The following is a 14,656-nucleotide window of genomic DNA, read 5'->3' on the forward strand; positions in this document are numbered from 1 at the left end:
CGATGCCCTGAACCGGGATTTCACTTCAAATATGTTCAAGTCGCTGCGTGTTCTCGCCTTCGCTACCCTGCTGCCCTTCGCCCTGCCCACCCTGGCCGCCCCGATCAAGTCCGCCCTGCCCGAACGGGTGGAGAAGGCGCTCAAGGCCAGCAAGCTGACCAACGACGCCCTGTCGCTGGTGATGATCCCCCTGGACGGCCCGGGTGCGCCCACCTACTTCAACGCCGACGTCTCGGTGAACCCGGCCTCGACCATGAAGCTGTTCACCACCTATGCCGCCCTGGAGTTGCTGGGCCCCACCTACCAGTGGAAGACCGAGTTCTACACCGACGGCAAGCTGCAGGACGGCGTGCTCAACGGCAACCTCTACCTCAAGGGCGGCGGCGACCCCAAGCTGAACCTGGAAAAGCTCTGGCTGATGATGCGCGACCTGCGCGCCAACGGCGTGCTCAAGGTCAACGGCGACCTGGTGCTGGACCGCAGCTACTTCAACCAACCGCAGCTGCCGGTGTTCAACGATGATGGTGGCGACGACAACAAACCGTTCCTCGTCGGCCCCGACGCTGCCATGGTCAACCTCAAGAGCGTGCGCCTGGTGGTGCGCAGCGAAGGCAACCAGGCCTCGGTGATGATGGACCCGCCGCTGGCCAACGTGCGCCTGGAGAACCAGATCAAGGTCAGCGGCCCGGCCAACTGCCCGGCCTGGCCGAAGCTGCGTTTCGTCCCGGAAACCCGCGCCGAGGGCACCGTGCTGGTGGCCGCCGGCGAGATTCCGCGCGGCTGCAGCGCGCAGACCTACATGTCGCTGCTCGACCATCCGGGCTACACCGCCGGCGCCATCCGCGGCATCTGGCAGGAACTGGGCGGCAGCATCAGCGGCGCCGACCGCCAGGGCACGGTGCCGAAGAACGCCACCCTGCTGGCCCGCGCGCTGTCGCCGGACACCGTGGACATCATCCGCGACATCAACAAGTACAGTAACAACACCATGGCCCGCCAGGTGTTCCTCAGCATCGGCGCGCAGAACCGCACCAGCGCGGACGCCAACGACGGCCTGGCGGCGCAGCGGGTGATCCGCCAGTGGCTGGCGCGCAAGGGCATCACAGCTTCGCACCTGGTGATGGAGAACGGCTCCGGGCTGTCCCGCGACGAGCGCGTCAGCGCCCGCGAGATGGCCGCCATGCTGCAAGCTGCCTGGCACAGCCCCTACGCCTCGGAGTACATCTCCTCGCTGCCGATCGTCGGCATCGACGGCACCATGCGCAAGCGCCTGCGCCACACGCCCATGACCGGCGAGGCCCACGTCAAGACCGGCACCCTCAACACCGTCCGCGCCCTGGCCGGGTTCAGCCGCGACGCCCGCGGCAACAACTGGGTGGTGGTGGCCATCCTCAACAGCAACCGGCCGTGGGGCGCTTCGTCCATCCTCGACCAGGTGCTGCTGGACCTCTACGCCTCCACCCGCGGCCAGTGAAACCAGCCGCGGGGCCCTGGCGAATCAGCGAGCGCTGATGCGCCAGGCCCGGTGGATCTTCGGGTTGCGGGCGAAGTCCTGGTCGAGGGTCTGGGCGCTGATGTCCTCGACCTGGTAGCGCGCCGCCAGGCTCGGCTCCAGCTCGAACTTGCGGAAGTTGTTGGAGAAATACAGCACGCCGCCCTTGGCCAGACGGGTCATGGCCAGGTCGATCAGCTCGACCTGATCGCGCTGCACGTCGAACACCCCTTCCATGCGCTTGGAGTTGGAGAAGGTCGGCGGGTCGATGAAGATCAGGTCGTACTCGCCGCGGTCCGCCCGCAGCCATTCCATGACATCGCTCTGCACCAGCTTCTGCTTGTCGGAGAAACCGTTGAGCGACAGGTTGCGCCGCGCCCAGTCCAGGTAGGTCTTCGACAGGTCGACGCTGGTGGTGCTGCGCGCGCCGCCCTTGGCCGCATGCACGGTGGCGGTGGCGGTGTAGCAGAACAGGTTGAGGAAGCGCTTGCCGGCAGCCTCGCGCTGCAGGCGCAGGCGCATCGGCCGGTGGTCGAGGAACAGCCCGGTGTCCAGGTAGTCGGTGAGGTTGACCAGCAGGCGCACGCCGCCCTCCTCCACTTCCATGAAGCGGCCTTCGCTGTTCTGCCGCTCGTACTGCTTCCTGCCAGCCTGGCGCTCGCGGCGCTTGATGACGATGCGCTCGCTGGGAATGCCGAGGGCCTGCGGCAACGCCGCCAGGGCGTCGAGCAGGCGGGCCTGGGCCTTGGCCGGATCGATGGACTTGGGCGCGGCGTATTCCTGCACGTGCACCCAGTCGCGGTACAGGTCCACGGCCAGGGCGTACTCGGGCATGTCCGCGTCATACACGCGGTAGCATTCGATTTTCTCGCGCCTGGCCCATTTGCCCAGTTGCTTGAGATTCTTCTGCAGGCGGTTGGCGAACATCTGCCCGCCCTCGCTCAGGCGCGCCGGCTCCGCCGGAGCTTGCACGGCGCCATCCTGGCGCGCCTCGGCACCGCGCTCGCCGGTAACGAACTGACGCGGCTCCACCTCGAACATCAGCAGCTTGCACGGCAACGCGCCGTTCCAGAAGGCGTACTGCTTGTGGCTACGGATGCCCATGCGCTTGCCCAGTTCCGGCGCCCCGGTGAAGACCGCGGCCTTCCAGCCCAGGCAGGCCTGGCGCAGGCGCTCGCCGAGGTGCTGGTAGAGGTACAGCAGGCTGGCCTCGTCGCCCAGGCGCTCGCCGTAGGGCGGGTTGCAGATCACCAGGCCGCGCTGGCCCTTGTCCGGGCGCGGTTCGAAGGTGGCCAGCTCGCCCTGGTAGACCTTCACCCACTCGCCCAGACCGGCGCGCTCGATGTTGTTGCGCGCCGGCTGGATCAGCCGCGGGTCCGCCTCGTAGCCGCGGATCCACAGCGGCGGCCGCGCCAGGCCGACGGCGGCGCGTTGCTCGGCCTCGGCCAGCAGTTTGCGCCAGAGGACCGGGACGTGGCCCAGCCACTTGTCGAAGCCCCAGTGCTCGCGCTTGAGGTTGGGGGCGATGTCGGCGGCCATCAGGCCGGCCTCGATCAGGAAGGTGCCGACGCCGCACATGGGGTCGGACAGCGCCCCGCCCTCGGCGGCCAGCTGCGGCCAGCCGGCGCGGATGAGGATGGCCGCGGCGAGGTTTTCCTTCAGCGGCGCGGCGCCCTGCTGCAGGCGGTAGCCGCGCTGGTGCAGGCTGTGCCCGGAGAGGTCCAGGGACAGCACCGCCTGGCCGCGGTCCAGGTGCAGGTGGACGCGGATGTCAGGGTTGACCTTGTCCACCGTCGGCCGCCGGCCGAACTCGGCGCGCAGGTTGTCGACGATGGCGTCCTTGACCTTGAGCGCGCCGAAGTGGGTGTTGTCGATGCCCGAGCCCTTGCCGCTGAACTCCACCGCCAGGCTGCCGCCGGGGTCCAGGTGATCGCTCCAGTTGACCGCGTTCACGCCCAGGTACAGTTCCTCGGCGTTGGCCACCGGGAAGCGCGCCAGCACCAGCAGCACGCGGTTGGCCAGGCGCGACCAGAGGCACAGCCGGTAGGCCGTCTCCAGGTCGCCGCGGCCGCGCACGGCGGACACCTGCGCGCGGGCATCGCTCAGGCCCAGCGCCTGCGCCTCGTCCAGCAGCAGGCCGTCGAGGCCCTTGGGGCAGGTGAGGAAGAGTTCGTAGTGTTCCGACATCGCCATTCCCGGGCCGCAGCCCTTTCCAGAGGGGCCTCGGCCCCTGTTGACCGGATGCCGCGTGAAAACGCTGGCACCCGGCCATGGTTCATTTCAAAAGGTTTCACAAAACCCGCGACCCGAGGTCGCAGCTACTTGCCCGCTCGTCGGGATGAGAGAACCTCTCAATTTCCTGGCAGTTCGCCAGGCTGCCTCGCACAAGCCCCTGAACATGCGGTTTCGGGCAATTTGCCCGACCCGCCCGGGGGAAAAACTTATGGCTTGAACCCATAAGAGTTAAGTCTTTATGACAAATTGGTTGTTCACAGGCTCGAAGCCCATGGTTTAGAACTCAGCTTAACCCGTCGCCGCAAAGGTGTCGGGCGGGGTCTGTCACGCCGGCAACAGGCCCCTTTTTGGCGGAACTGTCCGCCAGGCCTCCCAAGGGGGCCAACGGGACATAACAGTCAACAAGTGAGGGCAACACCCTATGAGAAGACTCAAGCGTGATCCGTTGGAAAGAGCCTTTATGCGCGGTTACCAGTACGGCATCAGTGGCAAGTCTCGCGATCTCTGTCCTTTCACCCATCCCACCACCCGGCAGTCCTGGCTCAACGGCTGGCGCGAGGGTCGCGGCGACAACTGGGATGGCCTCACCGGCACCGCCGGTCTTCAACGTCTGAATCAGATGCAACACGCCACCAGTTGACCAAAGGATCACACCGATTTCCCCAAGGCACGCCCCATCCGGGCGGCAGGGCGTAAGCCCAAGGGCTCCGAAAGGAGCCCTTTTTATTTGCCCGCGCGCTGCGCCTGGGCGATGGCGTCCACCGCCTCGCGGATCAGCGCCGGCCCCTTGTAGATGAAGCCCGAGTAGATCTGCACCAGGTTCGCGCCGGCGGCGATCTTCTCCGCCGCATGGGCGCCCTCGGTGATGCCGCCCGCGGCGATGATCGGCAGGCGGCCACCCAACTCGCCAGCCAGCACCTTGACCGTGTGGGTGCTCTTCTCGCGCACCGGCGCGCCCGACAGGCCACCGGCCTCGTCACCGAACGGCAGCCCCTCGACGCCTTCGCGGCCCAGGGTGGTGTTGGTGGCGATCACTGCGTCCATCCCCGCCTCCACCAGCGCCGCGGCGACCAGGGCGGTTTCCTCATCGGTCATGTCCGGGGCGATCTTGATCGCCAGCGGCACGCGGCGGCCATGCTGTTCGGCCAGGTCTTCCTGGCGCTGGCGCAGGGCCTCCAGCAGTTGCTTGAGCGAGTCGCCGAACTGCAGGCTGCGCAGGCCCGGGGTGTTCGGCGAACTGACGTTGACCGTGACGTAGCTGGCGTGGGCGTAGACCTTGTCCAGGCAGATCAGGTAGTCGTCCACCGCGCGCTCGACCGGTGTGTCGAAATTCTTGCCGATGTTGATGCCCAGCACGCCGCGGTACTTCGCGGCCTTGACCCGCTCCACCAGGTGGTCGACGCCCAGGTTGTTGAAGCCCATGCGGTTGATGATCGCGGTGGCCTGCGGCAGGCGGAACAGCCGCGGCTTGGGGTTGCCCGGCTGCGGGCGCGGGGTGACGGTGCCGATCTCGACGAAGCCGAAGCCCAGTTGGGCGAAGCCGTCGATGGCGTCGCCGTTCTTGTCCAGGCCGGCGGCCAGGCCCACCGGGTTGGGGAAGTCGATGCCCATGACCTGCACCGGCAGGCTGGCCGGCTTCGGGCAGAACAGGCCGTTGAGCCCCAGGCGGCCGCCGGCGCCGATCAGATCGATGGACAGCTCGTGGGAGGTTTCCGGGGAGAGTTTGAACAGCAGCTCGCGGGCCAGGCTATACATGGTCGGGCATCGGTCGGCAAAATGGGGCGCTAGTATAGCCGGCCGGCCTGCCCCTAGGCGAGGCGCGGCCGCGGCGGGCCCGGCATGGCGCTCGCCCTTGAAAGGAAGGAAGCAACATTTGTCACTGCCCGGAAGCACAACCGCGACTGGCTTACCTATGCTTAAGGCTGTCGGCCGGGCATCGGGAGTTTGCCTTCGATCATGAATCCACCCCGCAACATGGCCCAGCGTCTCGCGGCCATCGCCCAGCGCCTGGGGCTCGGCAACGCCGACCTGCACAAGGTCTCGCAGCGCACCCGGTCCCTGGCCCTGAGCTTCAGCGCCCCGGCGAGCCCGCCCAGCGGCATCGGCTGGCAGTCCGGCGCGCCGCTGTACCGCCTGATCGACCTGCCGCGCGGCGCCTTGTCCGGGCCGGTGCAGGAAGACAAGGCGCGCGCCCATGCCGCACTGAAGAAACTGGTCGGCTCCCGTCTGCTGGAGCTGCACGATGTCGACCTGCGCGAGGTGGACGGCCTGTGCACCCGCGGCCCCCTGGCGAATTCGGCGCTACCCGACTTCGAAGCCGTGGCGGCCGGTGACGCCGGACGCAAGGTGCGGATCATCAGCTACCGGGACTTCGGCAAGGCGCTCGGGCAGGCCCTGCCCGGCTTCGAGCGCGGCATCGAGCTGCAGTTGCGCCGGGCCGACTGGCATGGCCAGCGGCTGTTCCTGGAGCTGGACAACCACACCGAGGCGTTCGCCTGCGCGGTGGCCTATGCGCGCCGCCGCGGCCTGGAACTGTGCCTACCCGGCAGGGTGCGCCAGTTCAGCCTGCAGGGCAGCGCCCTGGACGACCTGGAGCGGCGCTACCACATGCTGGCGATGCCGACCCAGGCCTGGAGCGATGCCGGGTTCATGGGCCTGCTGCTGGACACCGGCCTGCCCTATGCGCGCTTCGGCCTGTTCAACAGCGAAACGCCGGAATCCCTGCTGCTGCCCAAGGACCACCCGCAAGCCGACGAATTCGGCGCCGGCCTGCGCAGCATCGGCGCCCCGGACCTGCTGGGCTACCTGCGCGGCTGCGTCGCCTAGTCCCGCGTCTCTTCTTCAGACTCGTCGTCATCGTCGTCGGTCTCTGCGACGAGCTCGCGCCCCGGCTCCTGGCGCAGGCGCTCGAGCACGTCGTGGTGGCGGTTGCGCCACTCCTCCAGGCTGAGGCTGCTGCTCTCCAGCAATGCGGGGTTCTGCTCCACCAGGTAGACGGCGGCGGACTGCGCCGAATCGGCGATCTCCCAGGCCACCGACGCCGAGTCGATGGGCCCTTCGTAGGTGATCCAGCGGGCGAAATCCGGATAGACGCTGCAGACCTTCTCGAAATCCTCGTCGCGCATGCGCTGGCGACCGAACTCGATGTTCTCCACCGTCTTGGCCTTCATGCCGACGATCTTGGCGAATTCCGGGCGTTTGAGCCCGGTCAGCTCACGCAGGCCACGCAGTCTTTCCCCAGCGGTAAAAAGGAAACGTTTCTTCACGATCTGTAATCCATTTCCGGACATTCGAAGCACCATACAAAAACACTAATATTTAGTGTATTGTCTCGAGAGAGTCATTTAGTCTCCCTCCCCTAATAGCGCAGGCCATGGTGCAGGACACCACATGAAAGTGGAAGAACCCTTCTCCCCCGCTCCCGAGGACGAAACCTATTACTTGAGCCTCGAGCGTTTCGCCGAATTGCTCGGGATGTCCGATCAGCCGGAGGTTCTGGAGGAATGGATCGCCAACGGCAAGCTGCCGACGCGGGTAATTGCAGGACATCGCCTGGTTGACCTCAGAGCATTCCTACGCTCAGACGGGAAACCAAAGCCCTGAACACGCCGGAACTCCCACACTTATAAGCAGCCCACCGGGAGCAGGTGCGCGGTCATCCGCCGTGCCTGGAGAATAGCCAGGGCGTTTTTCCCTGGCAGGGGCCGCCGGAAGGACGGCGGCCGAGGGGGCATCACTCTTCCCGGCTGGCCTCGACCAGGCTCTCGTAGGCCGGCGCCGCCGGAATGCCGATTTCCAGGCACAGGGCCATGACCTTTTCCAGGTCGCAGCGGTACACCAGCACCGCCTGCAGCTCGTCATCCAGCGGTTCGCTGAAGTCCAGCAGCACGTAGCCGCCCTTTTCCGGATAGAGCGCGCCGAGCTGCACCTGGATGCGCTTCAGCGCGGCGAGCGGCTCGGCCTTGTGCAGCTGCTTGGCCTGCAGCACGAAGTTCACGCTGGCGTCGAACGAGGCGCGGATGCCTTCGAACAGTTCCTTGTAGTCATCGCCCTGGAACAGCACGATGTCCGGCAGGCTGCCGACCACCACCCACTCGCCCAGCGGGATGGGGAAGCTGTCGTCGTAGTTGATGTCCGGGTTGGCGGCGAGGAAGGCCTCGGGGTCGGCGTAGGCCGCGGCGGCATCCTCGGCGATCTGGCGGATTTCCTCCGCGCCCATGCAGCCGGAGCTGATCAGGGTGAGGAGTTCGACGAGCTGTTCTTTCATGGCGCGGTCCCGGGAAGTGGCGAAGGCCGCGAAGGATAGCCGGATTCGGCCCGGCTTGCTGGGCCGCCGGAACCTATTGGCGCTCCCGGGTGTCGGAAGTCGGCTCGGACGATAGCGACTATCGACCGGGATGATTTCCCAGGCCGGCGGGCCATCGCTAGCCTTAGTCCATTCCCACTTTCCATGCCCCGGGTGAACCCGCCATGTTCCGATCCCTTTCCAGCCTGGTGCTGGCCGTCCCCGTGCTGGTGGGCTGCGCCGCGCAACCGGCCGCCACCGAGCCCCAGCGGGCGTACAGCGACGCCGAGGTCAAGGCCTTCGCCCTGAAGATCCTCAGCGCCAGCAACATGGACAGCGACCTCTACGCGCGCTACCGCCGCGCCCTGACCGAACCGCACCACGAGCGCAACGACGACACCGGCAGCTGAGGCCGCTCAGGGCGCCTCGACTTCCATCTCCGCCGGGTTCTCCACCCACACCAGGTTGCCATGCTCGTCGTTGTGCAGGGTCACCACCTGGGCCCCGTGCAGGCGGGCCAGGGTATCGCCACTGATGTTGAAGCTGCGCGACAGCGCCTGCCGGGACAGGTCGGGCATGCGTGAGCGGCGCTCGTAGCGCGCCGCGCGAATCTGGTTGTAGCGGGCCCAGGACACCAGCAGCGCGGCGATCAAGGCGCTGCACAGCACATAGACCATCAGCGTATCGAGCGTCTGCAGGAACTGCCCGCCCCAGTCCAGGCGCGGCCCTCGCCAGCCGCTGGCGAGCAGGCTGGCGATGCCGCGCTCCATCAGCCAGACGAAGACCGCCCAGGCGCACAGGGTCAGCAGAACATCCAGGCTCCGGGGCAGCCAGTGCTGCGGTGTCTTGATCAGGTTCATCACGAACTCCTCTTGATGCCACGGTCGGGGCTGGTCCAGCGCGCCCGGGTCTGGCGCGCCTTGAGCATCACCTTGGGGAAACTCACCAGGGTGGTCAGCAAGGTGACCAGCCAGAAGGCGAAGGGGTACCAGATCACCCAGAACAGCGAACTCGCCAGGTGACGCTCGTAGCGCCGCTCGATCAGCAGGCTCAGGGCGAACTGCAGCAGGCACACGCAGGCCAGCAGCAGCCCGGTGAAGGCCGGCGGCACTATGTCGGCGACGCGCAGGCTGGGCGGCATCTCGACCACCAGGCCGAGCGCCCAGAGCAGGATCGACAGCAGGAAGGTGAAGGCCCAGGCCGCCGACAGGCTGAACTCGATGAGCAGCGGCCACATGTAGCGGTAGCGCCAGGTCCAGATGCTGCGGATGTTCTTCAGCAGCACCTCGGCCCCGCCCTGCGCCCAGCGCAGGCGCTGCTTCCACAGGCCGCGGAGGGTCTCGGGCATGAGGATCCAGCACAGCGCGCGCGGCTCGTAGAAGATCGACCAGTGATCCAGCTGCAGCTTCCAGCTGATGTCGATGTCCTCGGTGATCATGTCCGTGCTCCAGTAGTCGACCCGCGCCAGGGCCGTGCGGCGGAACGCGGCGACCACGCCGGAGACGGTGAAGACCCGCCCGTAGACGCGCTGGGTGCGCTTGATCAGGCCGATGATCGAGGAGAACTCGCCGACCTGGACGCGGCCGATCAGCGTCGAGCGCGTGCGGATGCGCGGGTTGCCGGTCACCGCGCCGACCCGCGGGTTGTCGATCAGCGGGGCCACCAGGTAGGCCGCGGCGTTGGGGTCGAGCAGCGCGTCGCCGTCGATGCACACCAAATACTCGCTGCGCGCGGCCAGCGCGCCCATGCGCAGGGCCACGGCCTTGCCCTGGTTCTGCGCCAGGTGCAGCACGCGCAGCCGCGGCTCGCCTTCGGCCAGGGCATCGAGCACCTGCGCGGTGTTGTCGGAGGAACCGTCATTGATGGCGATGACTTCGATGTTCGGATAGTGCTGCGCGAGGGCCGCGCCTATGGTGTCGGCGGCGTTGTCGCCCTCGTTGAAGCAGGGGATCAGGATCGACACCAGCGGCTCGCCCTCCAGTTGCGGGACGTCCTCCGGCCAGGCCCAGTGGCGTTCCCAGTGCGCCCAGAAGTAGATGCCGCCGGCCATCCACAGGGCCGACATGAACAGTGGATAGAAGAACACGAAGTTCAGCAGTATCTCGCCGGTGAGGACGATGGCTACGCCGATCGGGCCGCCGAGCAACAGCAGCAGGACCAGCAAGGCAACGATGCGATCGATCATGGCTCGGGGTACCAGGCGTTGGAGATGGCCGGACGCAGCGCCTTGAGTTCGGGCTGGTCGTTGACGAAATCGTCCGGGTAGTAACCGAAGCTGCGCACGCCCTCCCACTGCAGGCGGTGCATCCAGCGCCGCAACTGCGCGGCGTCTATGGGCGCCTCGCGCCCCTCGCGCCAGTCGCGCGCCTGCAGTTCGAAGACGCTGCGCTGCAGCGCGCCGGGGCGCTTGGCCACTTCGCGCACCAGGCGCTGCAGCCAGGCCTCGGACTGCTCCAGGGGCACGCCCTCCATCAGCGGCATGGCCATGGGCGCGGTCCAGTCGTAGGCGGCCAGGAAGTCGTCCAGGTTCTGCGCGAACCAGGCTTCGCTCTGCGGTTCGAGGATCGGCAGCGCATAGATGTTGCGCGCCGTCTGCACCTGCGGGCCGCGGATGGCGCGCACGCGCTCGGCAAGCTGGCGGGTGAAGTCGATGAGGTAGCGGCTCTTGAAGCGCGTCCAGCGCTGCAGCGTCTGCGCATCGCCGCGCAGGCTGGCGATGTCGCCCGGCAGGCCGGCTGCGCGGTAGGCCGCCAGCGCCTGGGGCCCGGCATCCTCGAAGTCGGAGAACAGCGCGTCGTCGTGGAACAGCAGGCCGGCGAAGGCGGCGTGCCCGGCCAGGTCCTCGTAGATCTCGCTGATCTGCCGGCGTACTTCGGGGTCGAACGGCGACAGCCGCCGGTACTGCTGCGGGTCGATCTCCAGGCGCCCGCTGTGCGGGTCCCAGCGCTGCACCCGCGGCAGCTGCGGCGACAGGTCGAAGGCCAGCACCGGCATCCAGGCGAACACTTCCACGCCGGCGCGGGTGCGCAGCTGCCAGGCGGCGCGGTTGAACAGGTCGGCGCGCATCGGCAGGTGCCGGTTGGGGAAGTACAGCGCTTTCACCGTGCCATCGCCCACCGGGTCGGCATAGGCCTGGAGGAACACGGTGTTGATGCGCAGGTCGGCGATGCGCTGCACCAGTTGCCCGAGGTTGGCCTCCATCTGCTGCGGGTCGGGATCGTAGACGTAGTCCAGGTCGACGTGGGCGACGCGCAGGTTATCCTGCGCCTGGACGCGGCTGATGGCCGAGGTGAAGTGATGCAGGTTGGGGTCGCCGTTGAGCAGGAAGCGCGGCAGGTTGTCCAGGTGGTCGATGCTGCCCAGGCCGTCCTCGAGGGTCAGGGCCAGGGCGTAGCCGTCGTCGCCGACCACCTGCAAGGCGGTGCCGCTGGCCGCGCCGTAGGGCCACACCCACACCCGCGGCGCCTTGCCGGTGATGCCCTGCAGGGTGCGGCTGATGCGCTTGACGTCGATGCCCACGCGGTTGCGGTATTCGGCCTCGGTTTCGTAGCGCCCGGCATTGGCCAGGTACAGGCGGTTGGCCGCTGCCGGCAGCTGACTGCCCTGCGGGTTGCCGGGGCCGCCGAAGTGCAGGGCCTCGGTGTGCGCGCCTATTTCCACCAGGCCGGACCGGGCGATTTCCGCGAGCTGCTGGCGGGTGAGGAAGCGCCGGCGCTCCACCGCCAGGCCGCCGAAGTCCACGCGCTGCTGGTCTGGGGTATCCAGCCAGACGCCCACCGGCGCCATGATCGCCGGCCAGTCGTAGGCCTTCAGGATCGGCAGCACGCGCTGGTAGAAGCTGCTGTAGCCGTCGTCGAAGCTCAGCAGCAGCGGTTTCTCCGGCAGGCTGCCGCGGCCGGCGCGGGCGGCCAGCAGCTGGTCCACGGAAATCGCCTGGAAGCCCTGCTCGTGCAGCCAGGCCAGTTGGTCCACCAGGTTGGCGGTGCGCACGGTCATGAAGGCCTGGTTGGCGTCGCTGTCGGCGATCTCGTGGTAGGCCAGGGTCAGGATGCGCCCCGACGGCCAGGGCTTCTCGTTGGCGGCGAGGGTGCGTTGCGCCGGCTCGACGAAGGGGGGCGCCTCGCTGGCGCAAGCCCCGATCAGCAGCGCCAGCCCCAACAGCAGGAAACGGTAGGTGGCTCTCATGTTCGGGTCCTAGAAGCGGTAGCTGAGGTCGAAGACCAGGCGGTAGTCCAGTTCGCGGTCGCCGTCGTAGGGGCGGCTGACAGCGGACAGGTTGAAGCCTGCGTCGAAGCGGTCGTCCAGGCTCAGGCGCTGGCCGTAGCCGAGCAGGCCGACGGCGCCGGTGCCGTGGTGCTGCTGGCTGTAGCTGCCGGCGCCGAGCTGGCCCTGCTGGGTCCAGCGCGTCTGGTAGCGGCGGTAGAGGGTGTGCTCCAGGTTCAGGCTGGGCAGCAGCAGCAAGTCCGACTTCGGGTTGAAATAGGGGACGTCCTCCGACTTGCTGTTGCGGCTGCCGGAAACCTCCAGGCCCAGGTCCGCCACCAGGTAGGGCGAGCTGTAGACACGCTGGCTGCCGGTGAGGGCGAGTTCGTGGCGCATGTTGCCGTCGCTGAAGTGCGAGGGTGAATAGGCCAGGCGCCATTCGCGCTGCTCGTTCTGGCGCCAGCGCAGGTAGCCGTCCAGGCGGTCGGAGCGGATGCCGCTGTTGAGCGCCCGCAGCGGTGTCTCGCGGGACAGGCGCGCGGCGCTCCAGCCGTACTGCCATTGGTCGTCGATGTCGTGGACGCCGGACAGCCGCAGGCCCAGCTTGTCGCCGTCGCCGTAATCGTTATGCGACACCTCCGCCTCCAGCGTGGTGTTGCGCCCGGTCCACTCGGTGCCGACGCGCTGCCAGCGGTAGTGCCCGGTGCCTTCCTCGAAATCGCCGGTGGCATAGCCGGCGCCGCCGAACAGGCGCCAGTGGTCGGCGATGGGCGGGCTGTAGAGCACGCTGTCAAAGCCCAGGTCGCGGCTGCCGTTGACCTCGCCGCCGTTGGCATGGCCGCCGTAGGCGCTGATGCGCAGCTCGGCCATGTGGTGGACCTGGCGCAGGTAGTCCAGGCGCTGGGCCTGCAACTGTTCGGGGAAGCGCTGGATGACGTCGTCGGCCAGCAGGTCCAGCTGCCGCCATTCCTGCAGCTCGCGCGCCACCATGCCCTGCTCGGTTTCCAGGGCCACGCCGCGCGGGTCGGTGCTTTCGGCGATCTTCAGCTGGTCTTCGGCGCGCCGCGGCCAACCGCGGGACAGGTAGGTGCTGGCCAGGCCGGTGCGCAGCCGGGAGTTGTCCGGCGCGCCGTCCACCAGGCTTTCGTAGTCCTGCTGCGCCGTCGGCAGGTCGTTGCGGTACAGCCGGCCGTTGGCCTGCAGCAGGCGGGCCTCCAGCCAGTCGTCGTTGGGCAGGGCCACGCCCATGCCCGGCGGATGCAGGCGCATCGGCTGCTGCGCCACCAGGTCGTCGGACAGGACAGACAGGTCGTCGAGTTGCTCGCTTTCCACCAGGGCGTAGAACAGCCCCTGGTGGTCGTCCATCCAGTCGCTGTCCTTGTCGTTCTCGCTGGCGATCACCTGGCGGTAGAGTTCCGCGGCCCGCTCCGGCTGGCGCTGGTACAGGCTGGCGCCGGCGACCCAGCGCAGGGCGTAGGGCGGCAGTTGCACGCCCTCGGCATGCAGCCGCTCGTATTCCTCGACCACCTCGGCCATGCGCGCCCGGGCATAGAGGCCGCCCAGGCGGTCGATGCGCACCCGGCGCACCTCCTGTGCCGCGGCCGGGTCTCTGGCCCATTGCGCGAGGGACTGGTCGGCCAGGGCGATGGCCCGGTCAGCGACCACGAAGCGCTCGCTGTCGCGCAGGGGCGACACTTCCGCCAGGCGCACCAGCTCGGCGACGCGGTCGGCCTGCAGGCTGCGCTGCTGCGCCGCCGACAGCACGCCGGGGTGGCGCTCGCCGAAGGCCAGCGCCTGGCGCGGCAGGCCGGCGGCCTGCAAGGCATCGACGTATTCGCTGAGCACGCGGCTTTGCTGCGGGGCCAGTTGGCGGGCCTGGTCCACCTGGAACAGCGCCGCATAGGGCTCGCCCATCTGCTGGTGGACATAGGCCAGGGCCAGGCGCCGCTCGGCATCGCGCGGCGCGGCGGCGACCAGGGCCGCGGCCTTCTGCAGCGCCTCGGCGCCACGCCCGGCATCCACCAGCGTCATCGCCTGGCCTTGCAGCAGGACCTGGTCGCCGGGGTAGGCGGCCAGGCCGCGACGGTAGGCCTCCAATGCCTGGGGCCAGCGCTTGAGGTTGCGATAGGCCCGCGCCACCGAGGCCCAGGCGCCGCTGGACAACCGCGCCTGATGATGGCGCTGGTAGGTCTGCAGCACCTCCTCGTCCAGTCCCGCCCAGCCGGCGATGATCAGGTGATCGTCCAGGCGCGCGGGGTCGTCGGGGCTCTGCCGCAGGCGCTGCAAGGCCGGCTGGTAATTGCCGGCGCGGGCCTCGCGCACGAGTTGGTCGTAATCCTCGGCGGCCTGGGCCCAGGCGCTGCCGAGCAGCAGCACGGCCAGGCACCCGCCAAGGGACAGCCCTCGCGGGAGCGGCCGTGAAGCAAGGAAGGACAAGGAAG

Annotated in this window: 13 protein-coding genes; 5 read left to right on the top strand and 8 right to left on the bottom strand. The window is 68.2% G+C overall.

The window, feature by feature from the left end; all coding sequences use genetic code 11:
* Positions 1–31 precede the first annotated feature (31 nt).
* On the top strand, positions 32–1,474 hold the full coding sequence (gene dacB, locus BM060_RS11020) for a D-alanyl-D-alanine carboxypeptidase/D-alanyl-D-alanine endopeptidase (RefSeq protein ID WP_074980001.1): 1,443 nt from the start codon (positions 32–34) through the stop codon (positions 1,472–1,474).
* Between the two features lie 24 nt (positions 1,475–1,498).
* Here dacB and rlmKL read toward each other — a convergent pair whose 3' ends face one another.
* Entirely contained in the window at positions 1,499–3,679 is a 2,181-nt protein-coding gene (gene rlmKL, locus BM060_RS11025) for a bifunctional 23S rRNA (guanine(2069)-N(7))-methyltransferase RlmK/23S rRNA (guanine(2445)-N(2))-methyltransferase RlmL (protein ID WP_074980004.1), read from the bottom strand.
* A gap of 469 nt (positions 3,680–4,148) precedes the next feature.
* On the opposite strand from rlmKL, the gene rmf reads away from it, so the two are divergent.
* Positions 4,149–4,367, top strand: a complete 219-nt coding sequence (gene rmf / locus BM060_RS11030) for a ribosome modulation factor (RefSeq protein WP_009621292.1) — start codon at positions 4,149–4,151, stop codon at positions 4,365–4,367.
* An 83-nt stretch (positions 4,368–4,450) separates the two neighbouring features.
* Here rmf and BM060_RS11035 read toward each other — a convergent pair whose 3' ends face one another.
* Positions 4,451–5,482, bottom strand: coding sequence for a quinone-dependent dihydroorotate dehydrogenase (locus tag BM060_RS11035; RefSeq protein WP_074980006.1), 1,032 nt, complete (start codon positions 5,480–5,482; stop codon positions 4,451–4,453).
* 201 nt (positions 5,483–5,683) lie between these two features.
* Between BM060_RS11035 and BM060_RS11040 the strand changes: the two genes are divergently transcribed.
* The gene (locus BM060_RS11040; protein ID WP_245322924.1) at positions 5,684–6,553 is read left to right on the top strand and encodes a DUF6685 family protein; all 870 of its coding nucleotides are present in this window, start codon (positions 5,684–5,686) and stop codon (positions 6,551–6,553) included.
* Here BM060_RS11040 and BM060_RS11045 read toward each other — a convergent pair.
* Positions 6,550–6,996 carry a helix-turn-helix domain-containing protein gene (locus BM060_RS11045; protein WP_236695237.1) on the bottom strand — a complete coding sequence of 149 codons (447 nt, stop codon included), beginning with the start codon at positions 6,994–6,996 and terminating at the stop codon, positions 6,550–6,552. The two genes, BM060_RS11040 and BM060_RS11045, sit on opposite strands and share 4 nt — an antisense overlap.
* 121 nt (positions 6,997–7,117) lie before the next feature.
* Here BM060_RS11045 and BM060_RS11050 point away from each other — a divergent pair, with 121 nt between their 5' ends.
* Positions 7,118–7,330 (top strand): helix-turn-helix domain-containing protein, encoded by a 213-nt coding sequence (locus BM060_RS11050; protein ID WP_058490704.1) that lies wholly within the window; start codon positions 7,118–7,120, stop codon positions 7,328–7,330.
* A 130-nt stretch (positions 7,331–7,460) separates the two neighbouring features.
* On the opposite strand, the gene BM060_RS11055 is transcribed toward BM060_RS11050, so the two are convergent.
* Complete coding sequence (locus BM060_RS11055; protein ID WP_074980014.1) at positions 7,461–7,994, bottom strand: hypothetical protein; 534 nt, start codon at positions 7,992–7,994, stop codon at positions 7,461–7,463.
* Positions 7,995–8,197: 203 nt separating this feature from the next.
* Here BM060_RS11055 and BM060_RS11060 point away from each other — a divergent pair, with 203 nt between their 5' ends.
* Positions 8,198–8,422, top strand: a complete 225-nt coding sequence (locus BM060_RS11060) for a hypothetical protein (protein ID WP_074980016.1) — start codon at positions 8,198–8,200, stop codon at positions 8,420–8,422.
* A 6-nt stretch (positions 8,423–8,428) separates the two neighbouring features.
* Here BM060_RS11060 and pgaD read toward each other — a convergent pair whose 3' ends face one another.
* From pgaD to pgaA, 4 genes are read right to left on the bottom strand one after another with little or no spacing between them, the layout of a single operon-like run.
* A complete protein-coding gene (gene pgaD / locus BM060_RS11065; RefSeq protein ID WP_074980018.1) occupies positions 8,429–8,872 on the bottom strand; it encodes a poly-beta-1,6-N-acetyl-D-glucosamine biosynthesis protein PgaD in 444 nt (147 codons plus the stop codon).
* The gene (pgaC, locus tag BM060_RS11070; protein ID WP_074980021.1) at positions 8,872–10,197 is read right to left on the bottom strand and encodes a poly-beta-1,6-N-acetyl-D-glucosamine synthase; all 1,326 of its coding nucleotides are present in this window, start codon (positions 10,195–10,197) and stop codon (positions 8,872–8,874) included. Before pgaC ends, pgaD begins: the two co-directional genes overlap by 1 nt.
* Positions 10,194–12,197 carry a poly-beta-1,6-N-acetyl-D-glucosamine N-deacetylase PgaB gene (gene pgaB / locus BM060_RS11075; RefSeq protein WP_074980024.1) on the bottom strand — a complete coding sequence of 668 codons (2,004 nt, stop codon included), beginning with the start codon at positions 12,195–12,197 and terminating at the stop codon, positions 10,194–10,196. Before pgaB ends, pgaC begins: the two co-directional genes overlap by 4 nt.
* A gap of 9 nt (positions 12,198–12,206) precedes the next feature.
* Positions 12,207–14,591, bottom strand: a complete 2,385-nt coding sequence (gene pgaA, locus BM060_RS11080; RefSeq protein WP_245322925.1) for a poly-beta-1,6 N-acetyl-D-glucosamine export porin PgaA — start codon at positions 14,589–14,591, stop codon at positions 12,207–12,209.
* Positions 14,592–14,656 lie beyond the last annotated feature (65 nt).

It is taken from the genome of Pseudomonas citronellolis (genome assembly GCF_900112375.1).
Lineage (GTDB): Bacteria > Pseudomonadota > Gammaproteobacteria > Pseudomonadales > Pseudomonadaceae > Pseudomonas > Pseudomonas citronellolis.

Excerpts from the sequence above, each read along its gene's own strand:
- BM060_RS11035 (WP_074980006.1), bottom strand. The coding sequence starts at position 5,482 with ATGTATAGCCTGGCCCGCGAGCTGCTGTTCAAACTCTCCCCGGAAACC.
- dacB (WP_074980001.1), top strand. The coding sequence starts at position 32 with ATGTTCAAGTCGCTGCGTGTTCTCGCCTTCGCTACCCTGCTGCCCTTC.
- BM060_RS11055 (WP_074980014.1), bottom strand. The coding sequence starts at position 7,994 with ATGAAAGAACAGCTCGTCGAACTCCTCACCCTGATCAGCTCCGGCTGC.
- pgaD (WP_074980018.1), bottom strand. The coding sequence starts at position 8,872 with ATGAACCTGATCAAGACACCGCAGCACTGGCTGCCCCGGAGCCTGGAT.
- pgaB (WP_074980024.1), bottom strand. The coding sequence starts at position 12,197 with ATGAGAGCCACCTACCGTTTCCTGCTGTTGGGGCTGGCGCTGCTGATC.
- BM060_RS11050 (WP_058490704.1), top strand. The coding sequence starts at position 7,118 with ATGAAAGTGGAAGAACCCTTCTCCCCCGCTCCCGAGGACGAAACCTAT.
- rmf (WP_009621292.1), top strand. The coding sequence starts at position 4,149 with ATGAGAAGACTCAAGCGTGATCCGTTGGAAAGAGCCTTTATGCGCGGT.
- BM060_RS11040 (WP_245322924.1), top strand. The coding sequence starts at position 5,684 with ATGAATCCACCCCGCAACATGGCCCAGCGTCTCGCGGCCATCGCCCAG.
- BM060_RS11060 (WP_074980016.1), top strand. The coding sequence starts at position 8,198 with ATGTTCCGATCCCTTTCCAGCCTGGTGCTGGCCGTCCCCGTGCTGGTG.
- pgaC (WP_074980021.1), bottom strand. The coding sequence starts at position 10,197 with ATGATCGATCGCATCGTTGCCTTGCTGGTCCTGCTGCTGTTGCTCGGC.
- rlmKL (WP_074980004.1), bottom strand. The coding sequence starts at position 3,679 with ATGTCGGAACACTACGAACTCTTCCTCACCTGCCCCAAGGGCCTCGAC.